At 56.2% G+C, this 20,950-nt stretch carries 15 protein-coding genes, 1 tRNA gene and 2 pseudogenes; 10 read left to right on the forward strand and 8 right to left on the reverse strand.

Annotated elements, in window-relative coordinates; translation table 11 throughout:
* Window positions 1-3 precede the first annotated feature (3 nt).
* From ACR0AP_RS06670 to ACR0AP_RS06685, 4 genes are read left to right on the forward strand one after another with little or no spacing between them, the layout of a single operon-like run.
* Entirely contained in the window at window positions 4-1,440 is a 1,437-nt protein-coding gene (locus tag ACR0AP_RS06670; RefSeq protein ID WP_480506133.1) for a Wadjet anti-phage system protein JetA family protein, read from the forward strand.
* Entirely contained in the window at window positions 1,427-2,146 is a 720-nt protein-coding gene (locus tag ACR0AP_RS06675; RefSeq protein WP_480506135.1) for a DUF4194 domain-containing protein, read from the forward strand. The genes ACR0AP_RS06670 and ACR0AP_RS06675 overlap by 14 nt, the downstream gene beginning before the upstream one ends.
* Window positions 2,139-5,675: an SbcC/MukB-like Walker B domain-containing protein gene (locus ACR0AP_RS06680; RefSeq protein WP_480506137.1), complete on the forward strand. Its 3,537-nt coding sequence runs from the start codon at window positions 2,139-2,141 to the stop codon at window positions 5,673-5,675. Before ACR0AP_RS06675 ends, ACR0AP_RS06680 begins: the two co-directional genes overlap by 8 nt.
* Window positions 5,675-6,850, forward strand: coding sequence for a Wadjet anti-phage system protein JetD domain-containing protein (locus ACR0AP_RS06685; RefSeq protein WP_480506139.1), 1,176 nt, complete (start codon window positions 5,675-5,677; stop codon window positions 6,848-6,850). Before ACR0AP_RS06680 ends, ACR0AP_RS06685 begins: the two co-directional genes overlap by 1 nt.
* Before the next feature lie 236 nt (window positions 6,851-7,086).
* On the opposite strand, the gene ACR0AP_RS06690 is transcribed toward ACR0AP_RS06685, so the two are convergent.
* From ACR0AP_RS06690 to ACR0AP_RS06710, 5 genes and pseudogenes are all read right to left on the reverse strand, one after another.
* Window positions 7,087-8,763 (reverse strand): hypothetical protein, encoded by a 1,677-nt coding sequence (locus ACR0AP_RS06690; protein WP_480506141.1) that lies wholly within the window; start codon window positions 8,761-8,763, stop codon window positions 7,087-7,089.
* Window positions 8,764-9,128: 365 nt separating this feature from the next.
* On the reverse strand, window positions 9,129-10,535 hold the full coding sequence (locus tag ACR0AP_RS06695) for a UvrD-helicase domain-containing protein (RefSeq protein WP_480506143.1): 1,407 nt from the start codon (window positions 10,533-10,535) through the stop codon (window positions 9,129-9,131).
* Window positions 10,522-12,093 (reverse strand): AAA family ATPase, encoded by a 1,572-nt coding sequence (locus ACR0AP_RS06700; protein ID WP_480506379.1) that lies wholly within the window; start codon window positions 12,091-12,093, stop codon window positions 10,522-10,524. Before ACR0AP_RS06700 ends, ACR0AP_RS06695 begins: the two co-directional genes overlap by 14 nt.
* A 12-nt stretch (window positions 12,094-12,105) precedes the next feature.
* A pseudogene (locus ACR0AP_RS06705) lies at window positions 12,106-12,252 on the reverse strand (AAA family ATPase); the annotation flags it as partial.
* Window positions 12,253-12,653: 401 nt separating this feature from the next.
* Window positions 12,654-12,863 (reverse strand): annotated as a pseudogene (locus ACR0AP_RS06710) (IS110 family transposase); the annotation flags it as partial.
* A gap of 285 nt (window positions 12,864-13,148) precedes the next feature.
* Between ACR0AP_RS06710 and ACR0AP_RS06715 the strand changes: the two are divergent.
* Genes ACR0AP_RS06715 through ACR0AP_RS06725 form a run of 3 tightly spaced genes read left to right on the forward strand, consistent with a single transcriptional unit; the run spans window position 13,149 to window position 15,453 of the window.
* Entirely contained in the window at window positions 13,149-13,403 is a 255-nt protein-coding gene (locus ACR0AP_RS06715) for a DUF3489 domain-containing protein (protein ID WP_480506145.1), read from the forward strand.
* A gap of 5 nt (window positions 13,404-13,408) precedes the next feature.
* Entirely contained in the window at window positions 13,409-13,825 is a 417-nt protein-coding gene (locus tag ACR0AP_RS06720) for a DUF2924 domain-containing protein (RefSeq protein ID WP_480506147.1), read from the forward strand.
* Window positions 13,825-15,453, forward strand: coding sequence for a recombinase family protein (locus ACR0AP_RS06725; RefSeq protein ID WP_480506149.1), 1,629 nt, complete (start codon window positions 13,825-13,827; stop codon window positions 15,451-15,453). Before ACR0AP_RS06720 ends, ACR0AP_RS06725 begins: the two co-directional genes overlap by 1 nt.
* A 183-nt stretch (window positions 15,454-15,636) precedes the next feature.
* On the opposite strand, the gene ACR0AP_RS06730 is transcribed toward ACR0AP_RS06725, so the two are convergent.
* The 3 genes from ACR0AP_RS06730 to ACR0AP_RS06740 all read right to left on the reverse strand — a co-directional run bounded on the left by ACR0AP_RS06730 (window position 15,637) and on the right by ACR0AP_RS06740 (window position 17,364).
* Window positions 15,637-15,711: transfer RNA gene (locus ACR0AP_RS06730), tRNA-Gln, on the reverse strand.
* 90 nt (window positions 15,712-15,801) lie between these two features.
* Window positions 15,802-16,791, reverse strand: a complete 990-nt coding sequence (locus ACR0AP_RS06735; RefSeq protein WP_480506151.1) for an NADPH:quinone reductase — start codon at window positions 16,789-16,791, stop codon at window positions 15,802-15,804.
* A gap of 111 nt (window positions 16,792-16,902) precedes the next feature.
* Window positions 16,903-17,364: an SH3 domain-containing protein gene (locus ACR0AP_RS06740; RefSeq protein ID WP_480506380.1), complete on the reverse strand. Its 462-nt coding sequence runs from the start codon at window positions 17,362-17,364 to the stop codon at window positions 16,903-16,905.
* Between the two features lie 198 nt (window positions 17,365-17,562).
* Between ACR0AP_RS06740 and ACR0AP_RS06745 the strand changes: the two genes are divergently transcribed.
* The 3 genes from ACR0AP_RS06745 (at window position 17,563) to ggt (ending at window position 20,861) form a co-directional block, all read left to right on the forward strand.
* Window positions 17,563-18,549: a 2-hydroxyacid dehydrogenase gene (locus tag ACR0AP_RS06745; RefSeq protein WP_480482079.1), complete on the forward strand. Its 987-nt coding sequence runs from the start codon at window positions 17,563-17,565 to the stop codon at window positions 18,547-18,549.
* Between the two features lie 20 nt (window positions 18,550-18,569).
* Window positions 18,570-18,959: a GFA family protein gene (locus ACR0AP_RS06750; RefSeq protein WP_480506153.1), complete on the forward strand. Its 390-nt coding sequence runs from the start codon at window positions 18,570-18,572 to the stop codon at window positions 18,957-18,959.
* 111 nt (window positions 18,960-19,070) lie between these two features.
* Window positions 19,071-20,861, forward strand: a complete 1,791-nt coding sequence (gene ggt / locus ACR0AP_RS06755) for a gamma-glutamyltransferase (RefSeq protein ID WP_480506155.1) — start codon at window positions 19,071-19,073, stop codon at window positions 20,859-20,861.
* The last annotated feature ends 89 nt before the right edge of the window (window positions 20,862-20,950 follow it).

The raw sequence follows: 20,950 nt of genomic DNA on the forward strand, positions 1-20,950 counted from the left end.
AACGTGGACGCACAAGTCAGAAAGCCACCCCAGGCGTTGTTTGGTCCCTTGCACCAGGGTCACTTTCGGCTCTTTTCCGGCGCGCGAGCAGAGTTCTACGCGCGTCTCGTGGAATATCTCGATGAAACTCTTTTCGGGCCAAATATCGAGCCCGTCCGCCCCAAGATGGTTCGCGCTGCTATCGAGGAGTTTATCGCGATGCGCAATCACTTTGCCTCACTTGAAGCGGATGAAGAGGAGGTGGGCTCCGGTCCACTGCACTTGATCGCTTATGCAAGGCTGATTGACTGCGGCTGGCTTGCTGAATACCGAGATCGGATGCGCTGGATTGTCGATTTCGACAGCGACGCGAGGCTGCTTCTGCAGGCGTTGCTGGACATCAAGGAAGGTCGGGTGCGCTCATTCGGCGGTGAGGTCCTTCAGGTTAAGACGCTGCTGGAAGCCGCGGTAGCAGAACCCGACACCGCAGCGCAGAATATTCACTCTGCCGGCAACCAGGCGCGCCGGTTCATGACCAATCTCAAAGCTATTGCGGGAGCGCTTCGCCGAATTGAACAGGAGATGCGCGAGAAGCGAACTGTCGAAGCTATGATGGATAGTTTTTTCGACAGCATGGTTAGCGAAACCCTAGTGCGGGATTACAAGAACCTGCGCAGCACCAACAATCCATATCGCTTCCGTCACGACCTCATTGTCTCGGCCGAACGCCTATCGAACGACCTCATCACCCTTTCGAAACTATCAACCAGCCTCGTACGCGAGGGGCGCGCACCCAACCTCGAAGTGGCCGAAGCGGGAATCCAGACCGACCTTTCGGTGATATTGCGTGTGTTCGAAATGGTCGACGAGCATCTCGACATGATTGAACGGACTAATTCACGCATCGAAAGGAGGATCCGAAACGTTGTACGCTTTCTTGAAAGGATGGGCGACGACCAGACGGGTGCCTTCATCGATGCAGCCGGCGCGCTCGGACGTGCCGCCCTTCCTGATGATGGCATTTTGCCCACTCGAATAGGCTTTCTTGACCCGCGACCTCCAGTCGACGCCGCCTCACTCTATCGAGCGAGAGCGAAGCCACGACCCACCGCGCCTGCTGTCGCTCGCCGAAAGAAGCCGGACCCGGCGCTGGTGGCCTACGAGATGGCCAAGGAAATCTACGGTGAAAGGGCCCGGGTCACACCTGAGAAGATTCGCAGGTTTCTCGACTCCCAGATGGTCGGCACAACCTCAATGCTCGGCTCGGATATGGAAATCGAAACGCTAGACGATTTTTTTGTTTTTGAAAGGCTACCCGAGGTTGCCACGCAATTCGCCTCGAAACTCCCCGAAATACGCATCGTGAGGAGATCGGATAGCTTCATCGACAACGGATGGATCAAATGCCCCGATTTTGAGGTCCGAAAAGATACCGGAGGTTCGCACCATGCTCAGGCTTGAAGATTTTGATGCGGCCATTAAGCGGGAACGACATCTCAGCCCCGACGGGCCTGAATCAGACGAGGTGGTGCTTCTTTTGCAGAAAGCTGCGCGTGACCTCCTTTCCCGCCAGGCCATCCATGGGGATGAGCCTTGGTTGAGCCGCAGCTACCGGCTTCTTGCTCGCCACAGGACCTATTTCGAAAGCCTTTTTGACGGGCTTGGATACCGCATCAGATTTGATGGGGCATACAACTATATCCTGTTGATGCCCGGTGAGATCGACGCAGGCTCTCGGCGCGGACGCGTTTCGAAAGAAGAGACTATCTTGCTTTTTGCGTTGCGGGTGTTGTGGGAGGAAGGTTCGCGAGACGGGGATATGGACGATCTCGGCCGTATCGAGACGGACACCGAAATACTTTTTGACCGATTTACTGCCATGACCGAAGCAGACTTTCCGACACGCAAGCTCAAGGAATATTTCGCGACCTGGAAAACACGGGGGCTTTTGCGCATCGGGAACGTGGACAAGGAAGATGAGGTCATTTCCTTCACTATCCTTCCGGTGATCCAAGATCTCGTAACACCGGACCTGGCCGCCGAGGTCGAGATTTACCTCGCTAATCTTCCTGAGGAAAAGGACGTGCTCGCTCACATCGAAGCCGCGCGCCAGCGCCCTGCGACCACTTCTGCTTCTGAAGTGCACGAGGCAGAGCCCGATGTATGAACTTCAGCGCATTAGCCTTATGAATTGGAACCTGATCGAGTTGGAAGATCTGGAAATATCGGGGGCGACCGCTCTTATCGGTGCCGTGGGTGTAGGCAAGTCGACCCTTCTGGATGCGATCCAAACCGTTCTCAGCGGAAACCAGAAGTCCAAGCTCAAGCTCAACCGGGCAGCCGGTGTGCAGGCTTCGAAGCGCACCGTGCTAGAGTATTGCCTCGGACACACCGAGGAAACCCTTGCCACGGGCCTGACCCGAAGCCACTGCGACAGCATCATCGTTCTGACCTTCCACGATGAGCAGCTGAAACACTCTGTGTCGATCGGTCTCGTGCTCTATGCCGAAGAAGGCGCCATCCGCGAAGAGACACGCCACCGGTTTGTCGCTCCGGGCGTTGATTTTTCCTTCCGCGCATTTGGTGAGCACACGCCGGAGGGGGAGCCCTGCGTGTCCTCCTGGGAAGCATTGCTCAAGCGGGTTCGGGATGCATCAGGAGAAGGATACATGCAGACCACCCATGCGCGGGCCGAGCACTTCATCGACACATACCTCAAGACGATGCGCACCGGCGCGGCCTCTCCAAACGCCACGCAGTTTCTCAAACGCTTTCGCAATGCGATTGCCTTCGAGGAGATTGCCAACCCGACGGAATTCGTACGCGATTTCGTTCTCGACGAAGACCCTATCGATACCGAACTGCTGCGCTCGAACCTTGAGACCTGGGACGAAATCGCTCGAAAGATTGAGTTGAACGAAAAGAAGCTCTCTGGCGCGCGCGCTGAAAGAGCACGTTTCGCCCGTCTCGCAGTCCACCGGTTCGACCAGATATCGAACGAATTCCAGATCGTATGGCATGGCCGCCGCGCAGCGCTCATCGACGCCGATGGAATCCGTCGGAACCTCAGATCTCTTGGAGAGCAGATCAGCAGGAACGAAGAAAAGGCCGGGCGGCTACGCACCCGTATCGACAACGAGCGTGCCGAAAAAGAACGAAAGAAAGATAAGGAACGGGAAGCGGGCCTTACAGATGCCCGGGCGCTTGCCGTCACCCGCATCGAAGCCGAAACTGAGAAACGGTCGAACGAGATCCATACACTGAGGCAAGGTCTAGACAACCTGGGTAAGATCGCTAGCACACGCGATCTTCGGCACTACCTTCCCGCCTATGTTGAAGATGCGCAGCTGGCCGCGGAAGAGATCCGCGAGTATGCGAGACGCCTCAACCCCAACGACCCCGTGCCTGACGAGGATGTGCTTCAGGACATGCTGCGGCGCGTGATCGATGGCAAGTCCGCACGCGACGCATTGGCCGCTAATTACCAACGCGAGTTGGAGGAGCTTGCTGGCATGCGCAAAGAAGCCAGCGACCTTGATCGCTTGGTGCGCAATCGCCACGAAAAGGCGCCGGTGCTGGACGCGCATGTCACCCGCTTCATGGAGCGGCTTCTTACCGAAGGCATCTCCGCATCTAGCTTGCCTGAACTTGTGGAAATTGCCGAAGGCAAGGAAGAGTGGGTCCGCGCGGCTGAAGCGGCCCTTGGTCCTTTCAGGGAGGCTATCTTTGTGGCCCCGAAGGATCTGCCAGATGCGCACAGGAGCCTTCGGGGCGCGCGCCAGGGCGGTAAACAGGATCTCTGGCGCGTCCGCCTCATTAACACCGCTCGCATCGCCGAAGGAAGGAATGTCAAGCCTGCCAAGGACGGCGCAGTTGTCTCCATCCTGGAGACGGATAACGAACTTGTGCGCCAGTTCCTCGACAGCCAGTTCGGTTATGTCGTAATGGTAGAGACCGAGGAGGAACTACGATCGCATTCCAGCGCGATCATGAAAGACGGGGCGCAGAGTCAAGGCCTTTCGCTCCGTGTACACGAACAGCGCGATCCTGTACTCGGCCAAGCAGCACAAGCCGCTTTGCGTGCAAATCTCCAGTACAAGTTGAGTCACCTTCGTCAGAATATCGAGGCCAAGGATCGCCTGGTCAAAAGACTGGGCCATGGAGTCAACATTTTCGAGATGGTGTCGAGTATCGACATGGCAAGTTTTGCTGGTTGGTTGGAAGCCCTCAGGGAGAGCTATCGGCGCATTGAAGAGCTTCGCGCGGAACGGGACCGGCAGGTGACGCCCGAGATCAGGGCGCTTCTCGACGAGATCGCAGAACATGACCGACGAATTGAAACTTTCGAGGTTGATCTGGAAGAGATTACCTCCAAGCTGCTGAAACATCTGGAACGCGAGAAGATCAAGGCAGAATATCGCCTCGACGAACTGGAACAGGAGATATCCGCGCACGGCGACGAGATCGACCGTATCGCCCGCAAGGATCTGGGCGAGCCTTACACAACTTACCGAAAGGCGCTGAGCAATTTCGAACATGAGGCGCGTGGTCGTTCCATCTCCGTGCTGCACCACGCCCTGGAACGAGCGTCGGACCTCGATGCTGATGGACATCGCGCCAAGATCAAGGAACTCCAACGACAGCTCTTGAAACTGGAGGGTGAGACGAACTCCATCATATCTTACACCCGCCGGATTCCAACCTTCCTCAAAGAATATGAGGAAGACATCACCGTTGCCGAGCGCAGCCCCGCGGAAATCCTAACTTGGCTCGTGGCGCTTATTTTTAAACTTGAGGACGATGTTCTCCGGCGCTATCGGGAGCGCGTCCAGGACATCCGCAAGCAGACCCGCGAAGAGGTCCGTGAAATGCTGGTCGTGCGCCTTTCCGACAAGTTTAAGCGTGCCAAGGAAGAGCTCCGCAATCTCAATAAGCGCCTCAAGAAGCATCGTTTCGAGGGGCTGACATATCTCTTCACATGGTCGATAGATCCTGAGATGCAGGGTCTCTACGAAATGACCCAACGTGTCACCCGAAACCCCGAACGCGCCCAGGCCCTATTGTCGGGCGGCGGTGAGCCTCTTCTTGACGAAGCCGTAGTGCGGATCCGCGAGATTTTCGCCGGTGGTCTCGACGCAAACAAGTGGGAAGACTACCGGCAGTATTTCACCTTCGAACTACGTATGACTCTCGACGAGGTTGGCGACGATCAGATTGAGGCCCAAGACACAGGCGTATTGCGCAACGTGACCTTCACCGGGGATCTCACTTCGCGCGTGGGCAAGGGCTCGGGCGGTCAGAAACAGACACCCTACTACGTGGCCATCGCAGCCTCGATGGCGGCTGCATGCTATCCTGGCGTTCGCCACGACTCCGGCCGCGGCATGGGGCTCGTTTGTTTTGACGAAGCTTTCTCCAAGCTGGATATCACGAATACGCAGAACCTCCTCCGTTTCTTCCGCGATCTCGGCCTGCAGGTGATCGTTGCGGCACCCGAAGAGAAGCGGACGAGTTTTATGGAGATCATGGACACGGTTGTGAACATCTCGAAGGTGCCAGGTGAAACCGACCTATATTTCCGTACTATAGCAGTGGGCGAGCGAGCAAAGGAGGCTCTCAAGGAAGCCAATCCCGAGCGCAAGGGGATTGAGGGCTTCAGGTCGGAGTTGGAAGCCGCAGCAAAGGTCGCGGAGTAATGGCAAGAACCCGACACACGGATCCCCACGAGGCCTTGAACGACCTGCTTGATCAGCACGAGCGCGCCGAGGCGCGCGGCGGCGCAACCAAGGCTCTCACGACTTTTGTGAGCCAGTCCTTCGCCTCACCGGCCGCTGAACAATCCTTTGCCTCCGTCATTCGCGCCGCCGAGGCTACTGGTTGTGTGGCGTTGGAAATGGATAAGGGAGACATGGCGCATTTGATGAAGCGCGTGATCCTGTTCGATGCGGGCCGTCTTTATGTTTTTCTTTCCCGTTTGCCGCAGGCCGATATCATCAAAGAGGCTGTGGACTGGATTGATCAGTCCATATCAGCAAGGGCAGAAGGTGATCTGGCGCGGGAGGCGCGCGAAGTTTTTACCCGAATTTCCGCTCGCTGGGCTGCGCGTCAGAAACCTTACCGACTTGCACCGGAAGACAAGGAGAGCACAGTTGATTTCGTGCTTTCGTGGGGTGCCGTGCGGATCCGGGATCCTGAGGATAATCGCGACCTTCGAACTTATTCGCGGCAGGCTCTGGGCAACTCCAAGATGATCGAGCGGCAGGTTCTAAGGATCCTGTCCGAAGCCCGCATTTCGGGACTTATTCCCGAGGGTATCGGAGACGAAGACGCAAAAGCAGCATTGGGGCTTGAGAAATTCCCACACCTTGTTGAAGTTGCAGGGGATCACCCCGAAATTTGTAGTGCAACGCGTGCCGGAGGGCATGTCGGGCTTCACCCCGATCTCTTTAAGGGGTTGGACCCTGTGCCCGTTCGTCTGCTGTTAACGATCGAGAATTATGCGTCGTTCAATCGCGCCTACCGAGAAATTTCCGCGCCGGGTGTGGTTTTCCTCTACACTGGAGGATGGCCCGGCCGGGCCGAACGTGTTGCCATCTCCCACTTCGCCTCGGCAGCCGCAGAGGTTCGTCATTGGGGCGATATCGACATGGCAGGCGCAGCGATCGCCGATGCCGTTTGGAAAGCGGCTGGGCGCCCCATCGGCCTGCATCAGATGTCGCCAGAACTTGCGCTGTCGCACGGTACGCCCGCCAGTTTCAAACCCTTTGAGTTGGCTGAGAACTCCCCCGCCCGCAGTCTGGTCTTCTGGCTGTCAAGCCCTGGCGCCCATCGCCTTGAGCAGGAAGAAATCGATCCGGTTCTCACGCTCTGATCGACGGACCTTCTGCTCCATCGCATGTGCGCAGATGGCACCGAGTTCCGTCCGGTGAAGGTGGAGGGCACATTATGATCTGAACCGCTCAACACTAAGACTGAACGGGTCGTCCTCACCGGACGTGGTCTGTGGATGAAGCCGAATATGGCCGCTGCGCAAAAAGAATCGCGTCCCAAAGCGAGGCTCTCCACTGCCAATCCGACACATGCGTGCAGCGATGGGCGCGTAACCTGTCACTGCCCGAGTGCGTCGATCATGTCTCCTGCTATGTCCATCAGATCGAATCTTTCAATGGTCCGACTGACAGGGATTCGGAGTTCTATTGGTTTGGTCAAGTTCTCGGCTTGAACTCGGCAAAGGACCGCTCCAGTCACGTCGCCGTCCTTTGGGAACAAGATTTCTACGTCGAAGAGTTCCAGCTCGCCTTGGTGGCGGAACAAAGCGCAGGTGAAGCCACCCGACTGCACCGGCTGATCTATTGGCCAGTCATCGAAATAGAATCCCTCGGGATCATGTTTGGGGAAGTGCGGTGGACGATGCATGATCGCATCGAGATATACGCTTCGATCCGGCGTCACGTCACCCGGAAGACTCGACGGCTCATAAATGCCCATTAGCCTTTCATGTTCACGTTGGAACGCCAAAGCCGAACCAATTGCTGAGTGCCGATCGGCCAACATACCCAGAACGCCAGACTTGTCTAAATTGTTGAACATGGAACTGGCCAGCGAAAGGTCGCGAAACGCCGATCCGGGAATATTCAAGCCGAGGTTCGTTGCTCGCACTCCGCCCGTCACCTCCCGCGACAACTCCGCTAAATCGGTGGTCCGGGCAAGTTTTGGCTTCGGTGGACGTTTCACGACCCTTTCGGCTTGCGGCGGGACGGGCGGTTTTGAGAGGCTGTGGACCGAAGGCGCCGGCGAAGGTACTTCACCGGCATCTTCATCCCCGTCTCGCGATCTCCGAATAATAAGAACCTTGCCTTGCGTCTCGAATGTCACGCGCACCTTGGACGCCGGGCGCGTACCGACGTTCCGCATCGCAAAACGAACCGTTACAGGAGGTTCCTTTTCTTCTCTGCCTTCGGCGACGCGTTCAAGTCGATCACGACACTCCGAAAGCCAATTCGGGTAGGCGGTATCGGCGTAGTCCTCCACCTTCTCGGCGCTTGGCGGGATGTAAGAAATCTCTGTTCCGTCTTCCTGTACGACCGTATCCGGCACTACGAAGTCAGTCTTCCTTGGGTGTTCTTTCTCAAGGCGGTCCAAAAGGGTATCGACCTGATCGCGCGTCAGCGCGTTCGGGACACGCCGCACGACGTGAGGCGACGCTTCGGCCTCACTATCGTTCTCGATTTCGATGATTGGTTCTTGTGCTCGATAGGCAGCGAGGTCTTTCTCGAGGTTTTTAATCTGCCGGTCTTTATCGGATGGCGCGGGGGGACGCTTCCAAGTGTCGTCAATCAAGTGGAACGCAACACCAAGACCTGCGGCAGTCATGCCGACACCGCCATCATCCGTCATGACCTTTACGGAAGCGTATTCGCCTGTCTTCGACAATTCGGACACAATCCCAACAATGACGTCATCGACCGCATCAAAATCCAAAGTGTCGATCAGTTTTGAGTCGGGACGCGCCGCCGTCATCAGGCGTAGGGCAACGCGTGGATTCGCCTCCCGGATCACAGCTTCAGTTTGACTTGCTTGTAACATCGTACGAACCCGCTTGAACGTTTCAAGCGCACGCTTCCGGGTTCGCCCGGTACCTTTCTTGTGTCGGTCAATCTCTGCTTGAACAGGCTTCGTCAGGCCGATGACGATGGGGTCAACGCCGAGATCGGCCCAAGGCAAATCCTCAAGGCGCTTTGCCTCAAAAAACAGGTTTGTATCGGCAATGAACAGATGCTCCATAGCGCCCCTCGCGATGCTGGCAATGAACCCACTACCAACCTCTTGTTGTGTTCTTTAATGCAGGAACCCCAATATAAGACCTCTTCGTTGTAACGCAAAAATCATTTTCAACGTCGCCATCTTAGCGCATCGATCACGGCTTACGCACAGATCGTTCGAGAGTGGGTGGCTTCAATTGATCTAGAGGCAAGCACGTACGGCACGCATTTGGTGCAGCGGACGAAGGTGACGCAGATCTACAAGAAGGAAGGCAACGGCGGCACACAGCCACCTCCATCGACCGTTCGGCTATCGAACCGCTGCTAAAGCAAACCAGCCATTCGCGTAACGCGCAGCATAATCAAGAAGCAAATCTTTCTGACGTGCTAAGTGGCGGGCAAACACTGAGATGTTGAGCATACAACAACTCGCTTCGCCCCTCTGGTGAGCGCAACATACAAGTTCTTGGCATTCATTTCATGTGTATCGACAATCACGGCCTGATCAGCTTCTAGGCCCTTTACCAAAAGCGTACTGCCGACAGATTTTTTTCCAAGGGCACGGCTATGAAAGCGCCGTTCCTCTCGTGCCTTGAGCACCATGTCAGCAAAATCGTCCGCGCTTGCAGAAGCGTGCAGTGCTTTTAGCAGGTTTCTAAATACTTCTCCTCTGAAGGCTGACACACCGGATTGATTGCTCAGAGCTGATAAAAGGGCCGCCGCCTTTTGAGGAGTCTTATCTGCGTCGAAATCCAGCGCTGCCATTTCTTGAACAGTAGCTGGCTTCCGGTTCGTACCAGCCTTTAGTGATACAATTCTCGCTATCATTTCGGTTGCGCTTATGCCGCGGAGAACACTTGCGGCCTCCTTAAGCAATTCTGCGGTGGCGTTAGGTGAGAAAAAATCAAAACGTCGAGCAAAAGAAACTAGGTCCGTAAGGTCCGCGTTCTCCACGACTGATGCACCCTTTGTTGCCTGAGCGATTTGTTGTTGCCTCTGACGGTTGCGGCTGCTGCAAATAATCAGCGAGCTCTCGATGCCGTTTGGCATACCATGTGTTGCCGCAAGAATTTTCTCAAAATCCTGGTCGCCTGCAATGGGAACCCATTCCAATTCCGATGGAGCCGTCGAGAGGTCAATTTGACCACCGCTCAACAGCATTGGTCGCAATTCCAGCAGCCACTGGCCCAATGATCCCGCCCCGGCGAGGTTCCAGCGCCACGGTGTAGATAACTCACTCACCAATGGAAAGTCTCGAAGCACTTCAGCGTTCCAGTCTACGTGTGTGTCCCCAAAATCGAATATCCCTTGGAGGACGTCGCCGAAAATGCAAGTTGGCAGCACTCGTGCAATTTCACCTACAATTCGGTGCTGTGCGCTTAGACAGTCTTGGTATTCATCGACAAGTAGCCGAGAGTAGTTTGCTGCAAGTAGGTTGTCCACATGACGTCCTTGCAGCAAGCTGAGCGCAGCCTGCTTGATGGCAGGATAATCGGTTCCTGGGTTAGACAGCTCCAAAGTGGATGGGTCTGCGGCACTCCTCAATGGAAACATGCCAACCATTCTCATAGCCCATCCGTCGATGGTCGCGAGACGATAGTTAGATCGAGGAACTTCGCCCTTGTCCAGCCTCTGCCGTAGCGCCGCAACTGCCGCATTCGTATGGGTCAAAACGAGGATTGGTTTTTCAACCGTACAGCGCTTCAAACTTTCCGCAATTAGGTGGGTTTTTCCGCATCCAGCGGGAGCCTGTATGCATCCTCTTGGTATTTGGAGAGGATCAGGTGCGGTCATTTTGACCCCAAGCCCAATTCATTAAAGCTGTAGTGATGCCTGTTAGATCAGCATTTAGCGAGGCAAAATTGGGAGCTAAAACATTCTTGGCAATGTATTCAAACGGCGCAACCTTTTTGAACCAACCAGCTCCGCTGCGAGCTGCTTGCCCCAGTATGGCTGCTGTTGCAGGTTGAAGTGTGCCAGATTCGGCCCAAGCCTTTGCTTGAGCAAGATTGAATTGGTTTTTTGATGCGGTACAGATTTGCGCGTCAACCTTACCACCGATTGGTAACGAAATCGCATAATCCAACAACGCTGCAATTACTGGCCCGGTCGCACTCTGGAAAATCATATCTTCGATAGCGCATTGGTTCGGCCATTTGAACACTGTGCCCCCGCCATTAACAAATGCCTGTTCATCAGCAGCATCTAGTGGCACGTCGCTATCCATAAAGATTGATACATTGTACCCTAGGCGAAGGAGCTCATTCGCTGGAGAGAGCACTTTCTTGGCTCCACCTCCGTCAACCAGAACGGTTCCAAGCGCTTCCATTGAGACGTTGCCACGTCCGCTACTGTGCTGATCAAACCCCCTTATGAAGCCCATTTCAGATTTGCCTTCGCAAACGATTACTCGTTTCGCCAGAAATGCCTCTGGGTTACTTCTCAGCAATCCCTGAGCACTCTCAGAAGCGGAATGGGCCCGGTGTTTTCCAGTGGTTTTGTCAACACGCAGTAACGTCAACTGGGTGTGGTCTAGCTCTCTCAAAACAACTGGCGAATGGGTTGTTGCGTAAACCTGTTGGGTAGCCGACGCGTCCTTCGCACCCAGCGTGTTGAGCAGGCTTCGTATCCGATGCGGTTCCAGACCCATTTCCAACTCATCGACCAAAGCGATGCTAGCGGATGTGGAAACTTTTCTCGCTAAGCCTGCAACCAATAGACGTTTCGATCCGGTACCCAAAGATGAAAGCGGTATGTTGTTCGCGTCATGCAGCGCTATCGCTCCCGTTCCAAACTTCACTGAGTTTGCATCGAGTAGCGCGTGTACCGCCCCAGCCGTTGGTACGCCCAACTCATCGGCGGAGTTCTTCACCACATTGAGACTGTCAGTCAGCTCTTTATTTGCTGTGCCACCAAAGTCTGCTCGGGCCTTTCGAGCAGCATCGGACAAACCCTCCGTTAGTGCCAGCTTCTCATCTGTCAATCTTTCGAATAGTGCACCACGTCGCCAGGCAAGGTGCCAGTCAGGATGGTCTCCAAGTCGCAAAGGGGAGGAGGTTTGGCGATCCTCCCACCTTAGGTTCCGCTGGATACCCTTAGCCTTTGCCCGCTTCGACAAAAGCGACCATTGTGGTTCCAGGTCTTTTTCGACCTTCAGCCGAAGCGTCAAAATTGTCTCTAATCCGTGACCCGGCTCCTCTTCAAATTTACCTGTAGTGGGGTTGTAGCCGCAAAAATAGTCACCGTAGGCATCCATCGAGAGAAGTGGCTGTTCGAGAGCACCAAGTGCGACCAAGATCCTTATTGGTTCGCTGGTGTCAGTTTTATGAAAATCGTAATCGGAAAACTGCACGGAACGTCTCGCACCGAGACAGTAGTCAATTGCATCCAGCACAGTAGTCTTACCGCTGTCCCCGACCCCAATCAGGCAGTTCATGCCTTGGTTGGGCTTCCACGATAGATCTTTTATCGATCTGAAGTTTTGAACGTTTAGATAGAATATTTTGGGCAAAACACTGAGCTTCCCGAACCAGACTTTTCACAACTTAGCGGGGAAACCGAAGAGGTATAAGTCCTTATTTGAACTCATGTGCCTGCTGGCTGTGCCAATCGACTGAACGTCCGTTCTGTTCAATCCGGTGCGGAAATAGCTCTTGTACAGCGAACGGCTTGTGTGGATGGCTCCTGCTTAGCAAGTCCTTTTTGATCTGATATGTGCATTTGTCAGAAGCAGTCATGTGTCCGTCCTGTTTGCGCGGTTTTGACCGCTGGCCCTGATGGGTTCCGCAAACCAAGTCCCTAACAGCTTTGCGGGCTATGATGCCCGAGCCATTCGGCGGGGGGTCTTGGTTTTGGCGGCTGAATTATGCACCATCACCTCGCGGGTCTTGCTAACTCGTTGTTCCTTTACCGTTATGCAGTGTGCGGGTTGTAGGGCGCGTTGCGGGTGAGAACCGCCCAAACGATCCGCGCTGTTTTGTTCGCCATGGCGACCGTGGCAACACGGGCAGGTTTGCGCTCCAGCAGGGATGTTAGCCATTTGCTGGCGCGCTCAGGATGCGAGCGCGTTTGCCTAACCAGCGAGGTCATCCCGACGACGAGCAACTGCCTGAGATATTGATCAACCGGCCGCATACCGATCATTCATTCGCATCACGGTCAAAGTCGGTTCACCACCCGACGTGTTGAAGTGTGTGCCGCCGCGGCGAAGGTCTGCGATCTGCCCGACGCACAGAGGCTTTCGCATCTGCCGCCAAGGTCCGTTTTCCGCCCGAATTTTTACCGTAAACAACTTGACTTTAGGTTGTCCGGAAGCGGTACTGAAATCGTCAAGCTTCGCCCGGATTTGCCGGGCTCCACTCGGTACTGGGCGCAGGATCAGCCTGTGCTCGCAAAGTGGAGAAATCAATGGCAACTTCATCTGATACAGAAAGCAAAACATCGTCCGCCAAACCTGCCCGCAACAACCTGACGCGTCAGCAACAGTTACAGAAACTGCTGTCCCGCAAGTCTGGCGCCACGATTGCGCAGATTCAGAAGGCGTTTGGCTGGCAACCGCATTCCGCGCGTGCGGCGATTTCGATGATGCGCAAGGCGGGACATATAGTTGAGCGATCAGGATCTGACAAAGGTAAGGTCTACCGGATTGTGAAGAGGGTGTAATCGCCATGGATGCCACGCGCGCGGATCGTGACCTTGCGAAGGTATTCTGTGACATTGAACACCTGGACCGCCCCGGCTGTCTTGATCGATGGCGGGAAGTGTTCGGTCGGCCGCCGCCGAAATACCTGTCCCCGCAGTTCATGAAACGGGTACTGATCTGGGAGCTACAGAACCGGGAACTGGGCGGGTTGTCAGTGAAGACAGAACGTCGACTGTATCAAATCGCATCGGGAAAAACACCGCCACCTACTCTGAAACCGGGATCACATCTGGTGCGGGAATGGAACGGGCGTACCTATCAGATTGAAGTAGTCGAGGGCGGGTTCGTCATGGACGACAAAATGTGGCGCTCCCTGTCAGCCATCGCAAAGCACATCACCGGGGCACACTGGTCAGGCCCGCGCTTCTTCGGGGTTCAGTGATGCGACGTATCCGCTGCGCCATATACACTCGGAAAAGCTCAGAGGAGGGGCTGGAGCAGGATTTCAACTCACTCGATGCCCAGCGGGAAGCCTGCGAAGCTTACATCTCCAGTCAGAAGCATGAGGGCTGGGAATTGCTGTCGGATCACTATGACGATGGCGGTATCTCGGGCGGTCATCTTGACCGCCCGGCGTTGCAGCGGCTGATGCAGGCTGTTGGCGAGAAACGCGTTGATCAGATTGTTGTCTACAAGATTGATCGGCTGACGCGCTCGCTGGCTGATTTTGCCAAACTGGTCGATCGTCTCGACGCGGCGGATGCATCGTTCGTGTCGGTCACCCAATCCTTCAATACGTCTACCAGTATGGGGCGCCTGACACTCAACGTGTTGCTCAGCTTCGCCCAGTTCGAACGGGAAGTCACCGCTGAGCGGATTCGAGACAAAATTGCGGCCTCTAAACGCAAGGGTCTGTGGATGGGCGGGAATGTTCCGCTCGGGTATCAGGCTGACGGCCGGACGCTCAAAATCGACGAAGAGGAATCGGCAACAATAAGGGCGCTCTACGATCTCTATCTGGAGCACCAGAGTATTCTTGATGTGAAAGAGCAGGCAGAAGCATTGGGTCTCCGGTCCCGGAGCCGGGAACGCCCAGGCGGACGCGTGACAGGTGGTAAGTTTTTTGACCGCGGACACATCCATCATCTGCTCAGCAATCCAATCTATGCCGGGCGCATCCGGCATAGAGATCAGGTCTACGACGGGCAGCACTCTGCCATCATCGACCCGGCTGCGTGGGATCGGGTGCAACAGCTGCTGACGGATGGCGCAGCGAGGGGGCGTGGAGTAAAGCAGAAAGCAACGCGATCAGCGCTGGCCGGAAAGCTCTTCGATGAGACCGGAGATCGGCTGACACCCAGTCATAGTCGCAAAAATGGGAAGCGTTTGCGTTACTACATCTCCGGACGTCTGGTGACTGATCGCAGTCAGAAGCATTCTGATGCGTGGCGACTGCCGGCAGAACAGCTCGAGAGCCTCCTGGCCGAAGTGGTCAGACAGCATCTGAGCCGACCGAATGCCGTGACATCAATGGCGCGGGATATGTCAGCGGCCGAGATTGCTTCAGCAACGGAGCTTCTCAGAGATTGCCAGCCCGTCAGGAAATGCCTCGACCTGATTGCGCGGACAGATCTGCGACAGGGGTCACTGAGGGTGCAACTGGATCTCCGGGCACTGGCCCAGATGATTGAGTGCAGGGTAGATCAGGTCGGTGCCGAGGAACTAACGATTGAAGCGCCATTCCGGATGCGCCGCAGAGGTGTGGAGCTGAAACTGCATCTTGGAGATACACCGCCTGAGATCGATCAAACACTTGTCCGCAATGTCATTAAGGCGCGCCGGTGGTTGGCGATGATTATTGATGGCAGAACTTTTTCCGAGATTGCAGAAGAAGAAGGTACGTCCAAACGCCGGGTGCAGGATGTGGTCGATCTCGCAATGCTGGTGCCTGATGTTCTGGATGCCATCGCTGCAGGCAAACAACCTGACGGCCTGACCACGGATTACCTGATCAGGTCGGGCTTCCCGGCGATCTGGTCAGATCAGCACAAGCAGTTCGCTGCGCTCTGATCTACAAATTCTCCCCAAGACACCAAACTCGTACCGTGGGAATCGCGAACTGAGACTGCGGCCCGAAATCGACCATTGCTGCACGCAGTTTCGTGTCTCAGCTGAAATAGCCGGATGATAACCTGCTGAAAACACGCGGTAATAGTTGATTATATATTCAATGCGTGATTTTAGGGAAAATCATGGCTGGGGTGGTAGGATTCGAACCTACGATACACGGTACCAAAAACCGCTGCCTTACCACTTGGCTACACCCCAACGGTGAGCGGCTATCTACGATTGTTGATGGCAGGGTTCAAGAGCGTTTTGCAAAAAAAACGAGCGCCATAAAATTTTTTTGAGGGCCTCTCATTTGGTGTCGATCAACACCGCTCCGGTACGGTTGCCTTCCTGTACCATCGCATGGGCGGCAGCGCATTCTTCCAGTGTAAAGACCTTATGTACGGGGCAGATCAATGCGCCATCAGCCAGTGCTTTGTGGAGTGTCTTTATTGCGGTGGCGCGCAAGTCTGCGGGCAGCAGGTAGATCAGGACCGTCTCGAGCGTCACGGCCTTGAACATCATGGGCCCAAAGGGAAAGACAGGTGTCATATTCCGGGCAGATCCATATGCGTTGATACGGCCGTTCTCGGCGATGACGGCAATGTTGGTGTCAAGGTTCTGCCCAAATTCGACATCGACGATTCGACCAATTGCACGTCCATCATTTGCGTCGAGAATCTGATCCGAAAGGTGTTCACCGGAGTAGTCGAGAACGACATCTGCACCGGCTGCCTTGACCCGGTCAAAGCTGCGGGTGCTGGCCGTTGCGATCACTTTGGCTCCGGCCCATTTGGCAAGCTGGACAGCCAGATACCCGACAGTACCCGCCCCACCATGGATCAAAATGGTTTGCCCGCGCGGCGTGCCGCCCGAGAACACTGCGTGGCTTGCGGTAAGGCCCGGAATTCCAAGAATCGCTCCGGTTTCAAGTGACACCGTCCCGGGCAGTTCCACAGCCTGAGATTCAGGCAGGGTGATGTGGCTGGCAGCTGTACCGAACGCGCGCTGCCATTGCCCGTTCCAAATCCACACGCGCTGACCAATCCGCGTCGCGGGTACGCCATCACCTACTGCTGTGATGACCCCAGCCCCGTCACTGTGCGGAACGATCAGCGGAAACGGAGGTTCTGTGACACCTGGCCGGGTTCCCGCGCGGGCCTTGATGTCCGAGGGGTTTACGCCGGAAAAGGACAGCTCGACCGTGACTTCACCCGGTCCAGGCGAATTCGGGGGAATACTCTGTATACGCAAGACATCGGCAGCGTCTCCGAAGGCTGAATAGGTGACTGCGCGCATAGGGTCCTCCGTTTAGGTCGAGTCAAGCGGCGATTGCGCTGGTAACTCAAACACCTTGTGGCGCTTTTTCAGGGCGATGCGCAACAGCGGATACCGGAATTTGTCTTTCGCCTATTCCCGAATTTCGGAAGGATCGACGCCCCAAAGGTTCGATTTCAATGTCCAGCCACGGTATCCGCCGGCGGTGATCCGGCACCAGTCCAGCGAACAGGTTCCAAGGCGCGCCACCACCCCGGTCTCGAAATGGGCATTCACGGGCGAGGCTGGGTCGGGGCGGGCATAAACAGGCAGCATCTCGGATTCGATCAGCACCGTTCGGACGCCAGACAACAAGGCATAGTGAACCCATCCACCCGCGCCGTCGCGGTCTTGGACCTTGCGCCAGTTGCCATATTCGGCAGTGACCTGCAGCGGCATGCCACGCCTTTTGAATACCCAATCGATTCGGTGGGTTAGGGATGGTCCGCGCCGCACGTTCCCTTCGGCTGCCTTCATCGACACATATCGGGGCAGGGGCAGGTTGGTGACCGATCCGCGTTTGACTTCGGCATGTGCGGCGCAGGCACCGAACATGACCAGAAATGCGGAAACTACCGCCAGAAATCGGCGTTTTACCGGTCGAATACCACTCACTGACTGCCCGCTCTTATGCCTGTTGATCCGGTTTTGAAAAAAGGTCGACTCAATGCCATTGGGGTTCTTGTGCCCCGCCTTATCCTGCGCCACGATGCCATGGCGCGCGTCCGTTTGCAAAGCAGTGGGAGAGCCGAGGTGCCAAGAGAACGTTTAAGTGTTGTCGTTACGCGACGGTTGCCTGAGGCAGTAGAAACCCGGTTAAGCGAATTGTTTGACGTGCGCCTGCGCGACGACGACACCCCAATGACGCGTGAAGAATTAGTAGCAGCGGTGCAGGATGCCGATGTGCTGGTGCCTACGGTGACCGATACCATTGATGGCGGGCTATTGGGTCAGGCAGGTGAAAAGCTGCGGCTGATCGCCAATTACGGGGCCGGTGTCGACAATATCGATGTGGCGACGGCGCGGCAGCGCGGCATATTGGTGTCCAACACGCCCGGTGTGCTGACCGACGACACGGCAGATATGACCATGGCCCTGATTCTCGCTGTCACACGGCGCATTCCCGAAGGGTTGAGCGTCATGCAGCAAGGCGACTGGACCGGGTGGGCCCCCACCGCGTTTCTGGGTGGTCGCATTGGCGGGCGGCGTTTGGGTATTCTGGGCATGGGCCGGATTGGACAGGCCGTGGCCCGCCGCGCCAAGGCGTTTGGTATGCAGATCCATTATCACAACCGCCGCAGATTGCGCCCAGAGATTGAGCAAGAACTAGAGGCGACCTATTGGGAAAGCCTGGATCAGATGGTGGCGCGTATGGACGTGATATCAATCAACTGCCCATCGACGCCGTCGACCTTCCACCTGATGAACGCGCGCCGCCTAAAGCTGATGAAACCCTCGGCGGTGATCGTGAATACTTCGCGGGGTGAGGTTATTGACGAGAACGCTTTGACCCGGATGATCCGCGCGGGTGAAATTGCGGGCGCGGGGCTGGATGTCTACGAACAGGGAACCGGTGTGAACCCGCGCTTGCGGCAGTTGCCCAATGTGGTTTTACTGCCGCATATGGGGTCGGCCACGTTGGAGGGCCGGGTTGAGATGGGTGAAAAGGTCATCATCAACATCAAAACCTTCGAAGATGGCCACCGCCCACCGGATCAGGTTGTGCCTGCGATGCTCTGACGCGTCGGAAAGGATCATGGATGGACGTGTTTGAAGGGGGATGCCGTTGTGGAAAACTGCGCGTCACGGCTTCGGGTTGTCCTCTTCGCGTCGGGATTTGCCATTGTCTGGACTGCCGCAAACACCATGGTGCGTTGTTTTATGCGGCGGCTATTTTTCCGGCGGATGCGGTTAAGATCATCGGAAATGTGAAAGGTTATTCTGACCGGTACTTTTGCCCTGATTGCGGATCTCCGGTATTTGCCCGAAGCGGTGCCGAAGTCGAAGTGCATCTGGGCTGTCTTGACGCGCCTGACCAATTCACACCGACATATGAATGCTGGACCAAACGGCGCGAAGCGTGGCTGCCGGAATTCGCCGGAATGGTCCGCTATGTTCAGGATCGTTGTGCCGAAGAAACCGAACCATAGGGGAAATGGCGAAACTTCGCTGTGATAACACGCTGCCATGCCTGATCGTTGCAGAGGGGGCAAAATCCTTACAGGATTGAAAATAAATATTGTATTGGAGAGTTAGAACAGATGAGACATGTTTCAGCACTGCTGCTTACTACCGCACTTACTATTTCGACACCGGGGTTCGCGCAGGAAACAGCCGACGCCGTCGCCCCTGAGGGCGCGACAGAGGGGCAGGTTCAGGCGATGACCGACGAGGTTATTGCGGCCCTCGAAGCCAAGCTTGAAGGAGTTCCGGTCACATCCGAAAACTGGATGGTAGCTGCAGCCAATCCGCTGGCGGTGGAGGCAGGGGCCAAAGTGCTGCGCGCGGGCGGGTCTGCCGCGGATGCGATGGTTGCCGTGCAGGTCGTGCTGGGGCTGGTTGAGCCGCAATCCTCTGGTCTGGGCGGGGGTGCGTTTCTGGTTTGGTACGACGCGGCCAGCGGGCAGATGACAACGCTGGACGGGCGCGAAACGGCACCCCTTGCCGCTACCCCGACGCTGTTTCAGAATGAAAACGGCGAGCCGCTGAAATTCTTCGATGCGGTGGTGGGCGGATTGTCGGTGGGTACACCGGGTACGCCTGCCCTGCTGGAAGAGGCGCACCGAAGATGGGGGCGCGCGTCTTGGCCCGGACTGTTTGCCGACGGTATCCGATTGGCGGATGAAGGGTTTCTTGTTTCCCCGCGTCTGGCCAGCCTTGTAGAAAACGATGCGGACCGCCTGTCGCGCTTTCCCGAAACAGCTGCATATTTCCTGCCTGATGGTCAGCCGTTACAGCAGGGACAGCGTTTGATGAACCCGGACTATGCCGAAACATTGCGCGTGCTGGCCAGCGATGGCGCTGCCGGTTTTTACGGAGGTGAGATCGCTGCGGATATCGTGCGAACTGTTCGCAATGCCCCAGGAAATCCCGGCGTTCTTGCAGGGGTGGATTTGGCGCTCTACCAGGTGATCGAACGTGAACCGGTCTGTGCCGAATACCGCGCCTACGAGGTTTGCGGCATGGGCCCGCCGTCGTCGGGTGCCCTGACCGTCGGGCAGATTCTGGGGATGCTGAACAGCTATGATCTTGCAGCAATGGGCGCTGAGAGCGTCGAGGCATGGCGCCTGATCGGCGATGCTTCGCGCCTCGCCTTTGCGGATCGTGGGCGGTACATGGCCGATAGCGATTTCATACCCATGCCCACCAAAGGGCTGGTTGAACCGGGTTATTTGACCCAGCGGGCAGCCTTGCTGGAAAGCGAAGTGGCCTTGTCCGAGGTCGCACCGGGCCAACCGGAATTTGACCATGCTTTGATTTGGGCGGACGACGTGTCGCTGGAACTGCCGTCAACCTCGCATATCTCGATCGTGGACAGCTATGGCAATGTGTTGTCGATGACGACGACGATCGAGAATGGTTTTGGGTCGCGCCTGATGACAAACGGGTTCCTGCTGAACAACGAGCTTACTGATTTCTCGTTCAAGACACACAGCGACGGCGTGCCGATTGCCAACCGGCTGGAGCCGGGCAAGCGTCCGCGCTCATCCATGAGCCCGACCATCGTGTTGCAGGATGGCGAGCCGGTTCTGGCTATCGGGTCTCCGGGCGGCAGCCGGATTATCGGCTATGTCGCCAAGTCCATCATCGCCTGGGCCGATTGGGGAATGGACGTGCAGCAGGCGATTTCCCTGCCTCATCTGGTCAACCGGTTCGGAACATATGATGTCGAGGCAGCGACTTCGGCGGAAGGATTTACAGACGCGCTTGCTCAGCTGGGTTTTGAAGTCAACGCACGCGACCTGACTTCGGGGCTGCACGCCATCGAAATCGGTGACGGGCTGAGCGGTGGTGCCGACCCGCGCCGCGAAGGAATTGCGCTGGGCGAATAGACCCTCGGTATTAGTGGGGATTGCCTGCTTTCAACGGGCCTTTTAGTCATAGGCTGAAAGGCCTGAAGTGCTTTGGGGCAGGGGAGGAT

The sequence above is a fragment of the Ruegeria sp. AF7 genome (assembly GCF_056541885.1).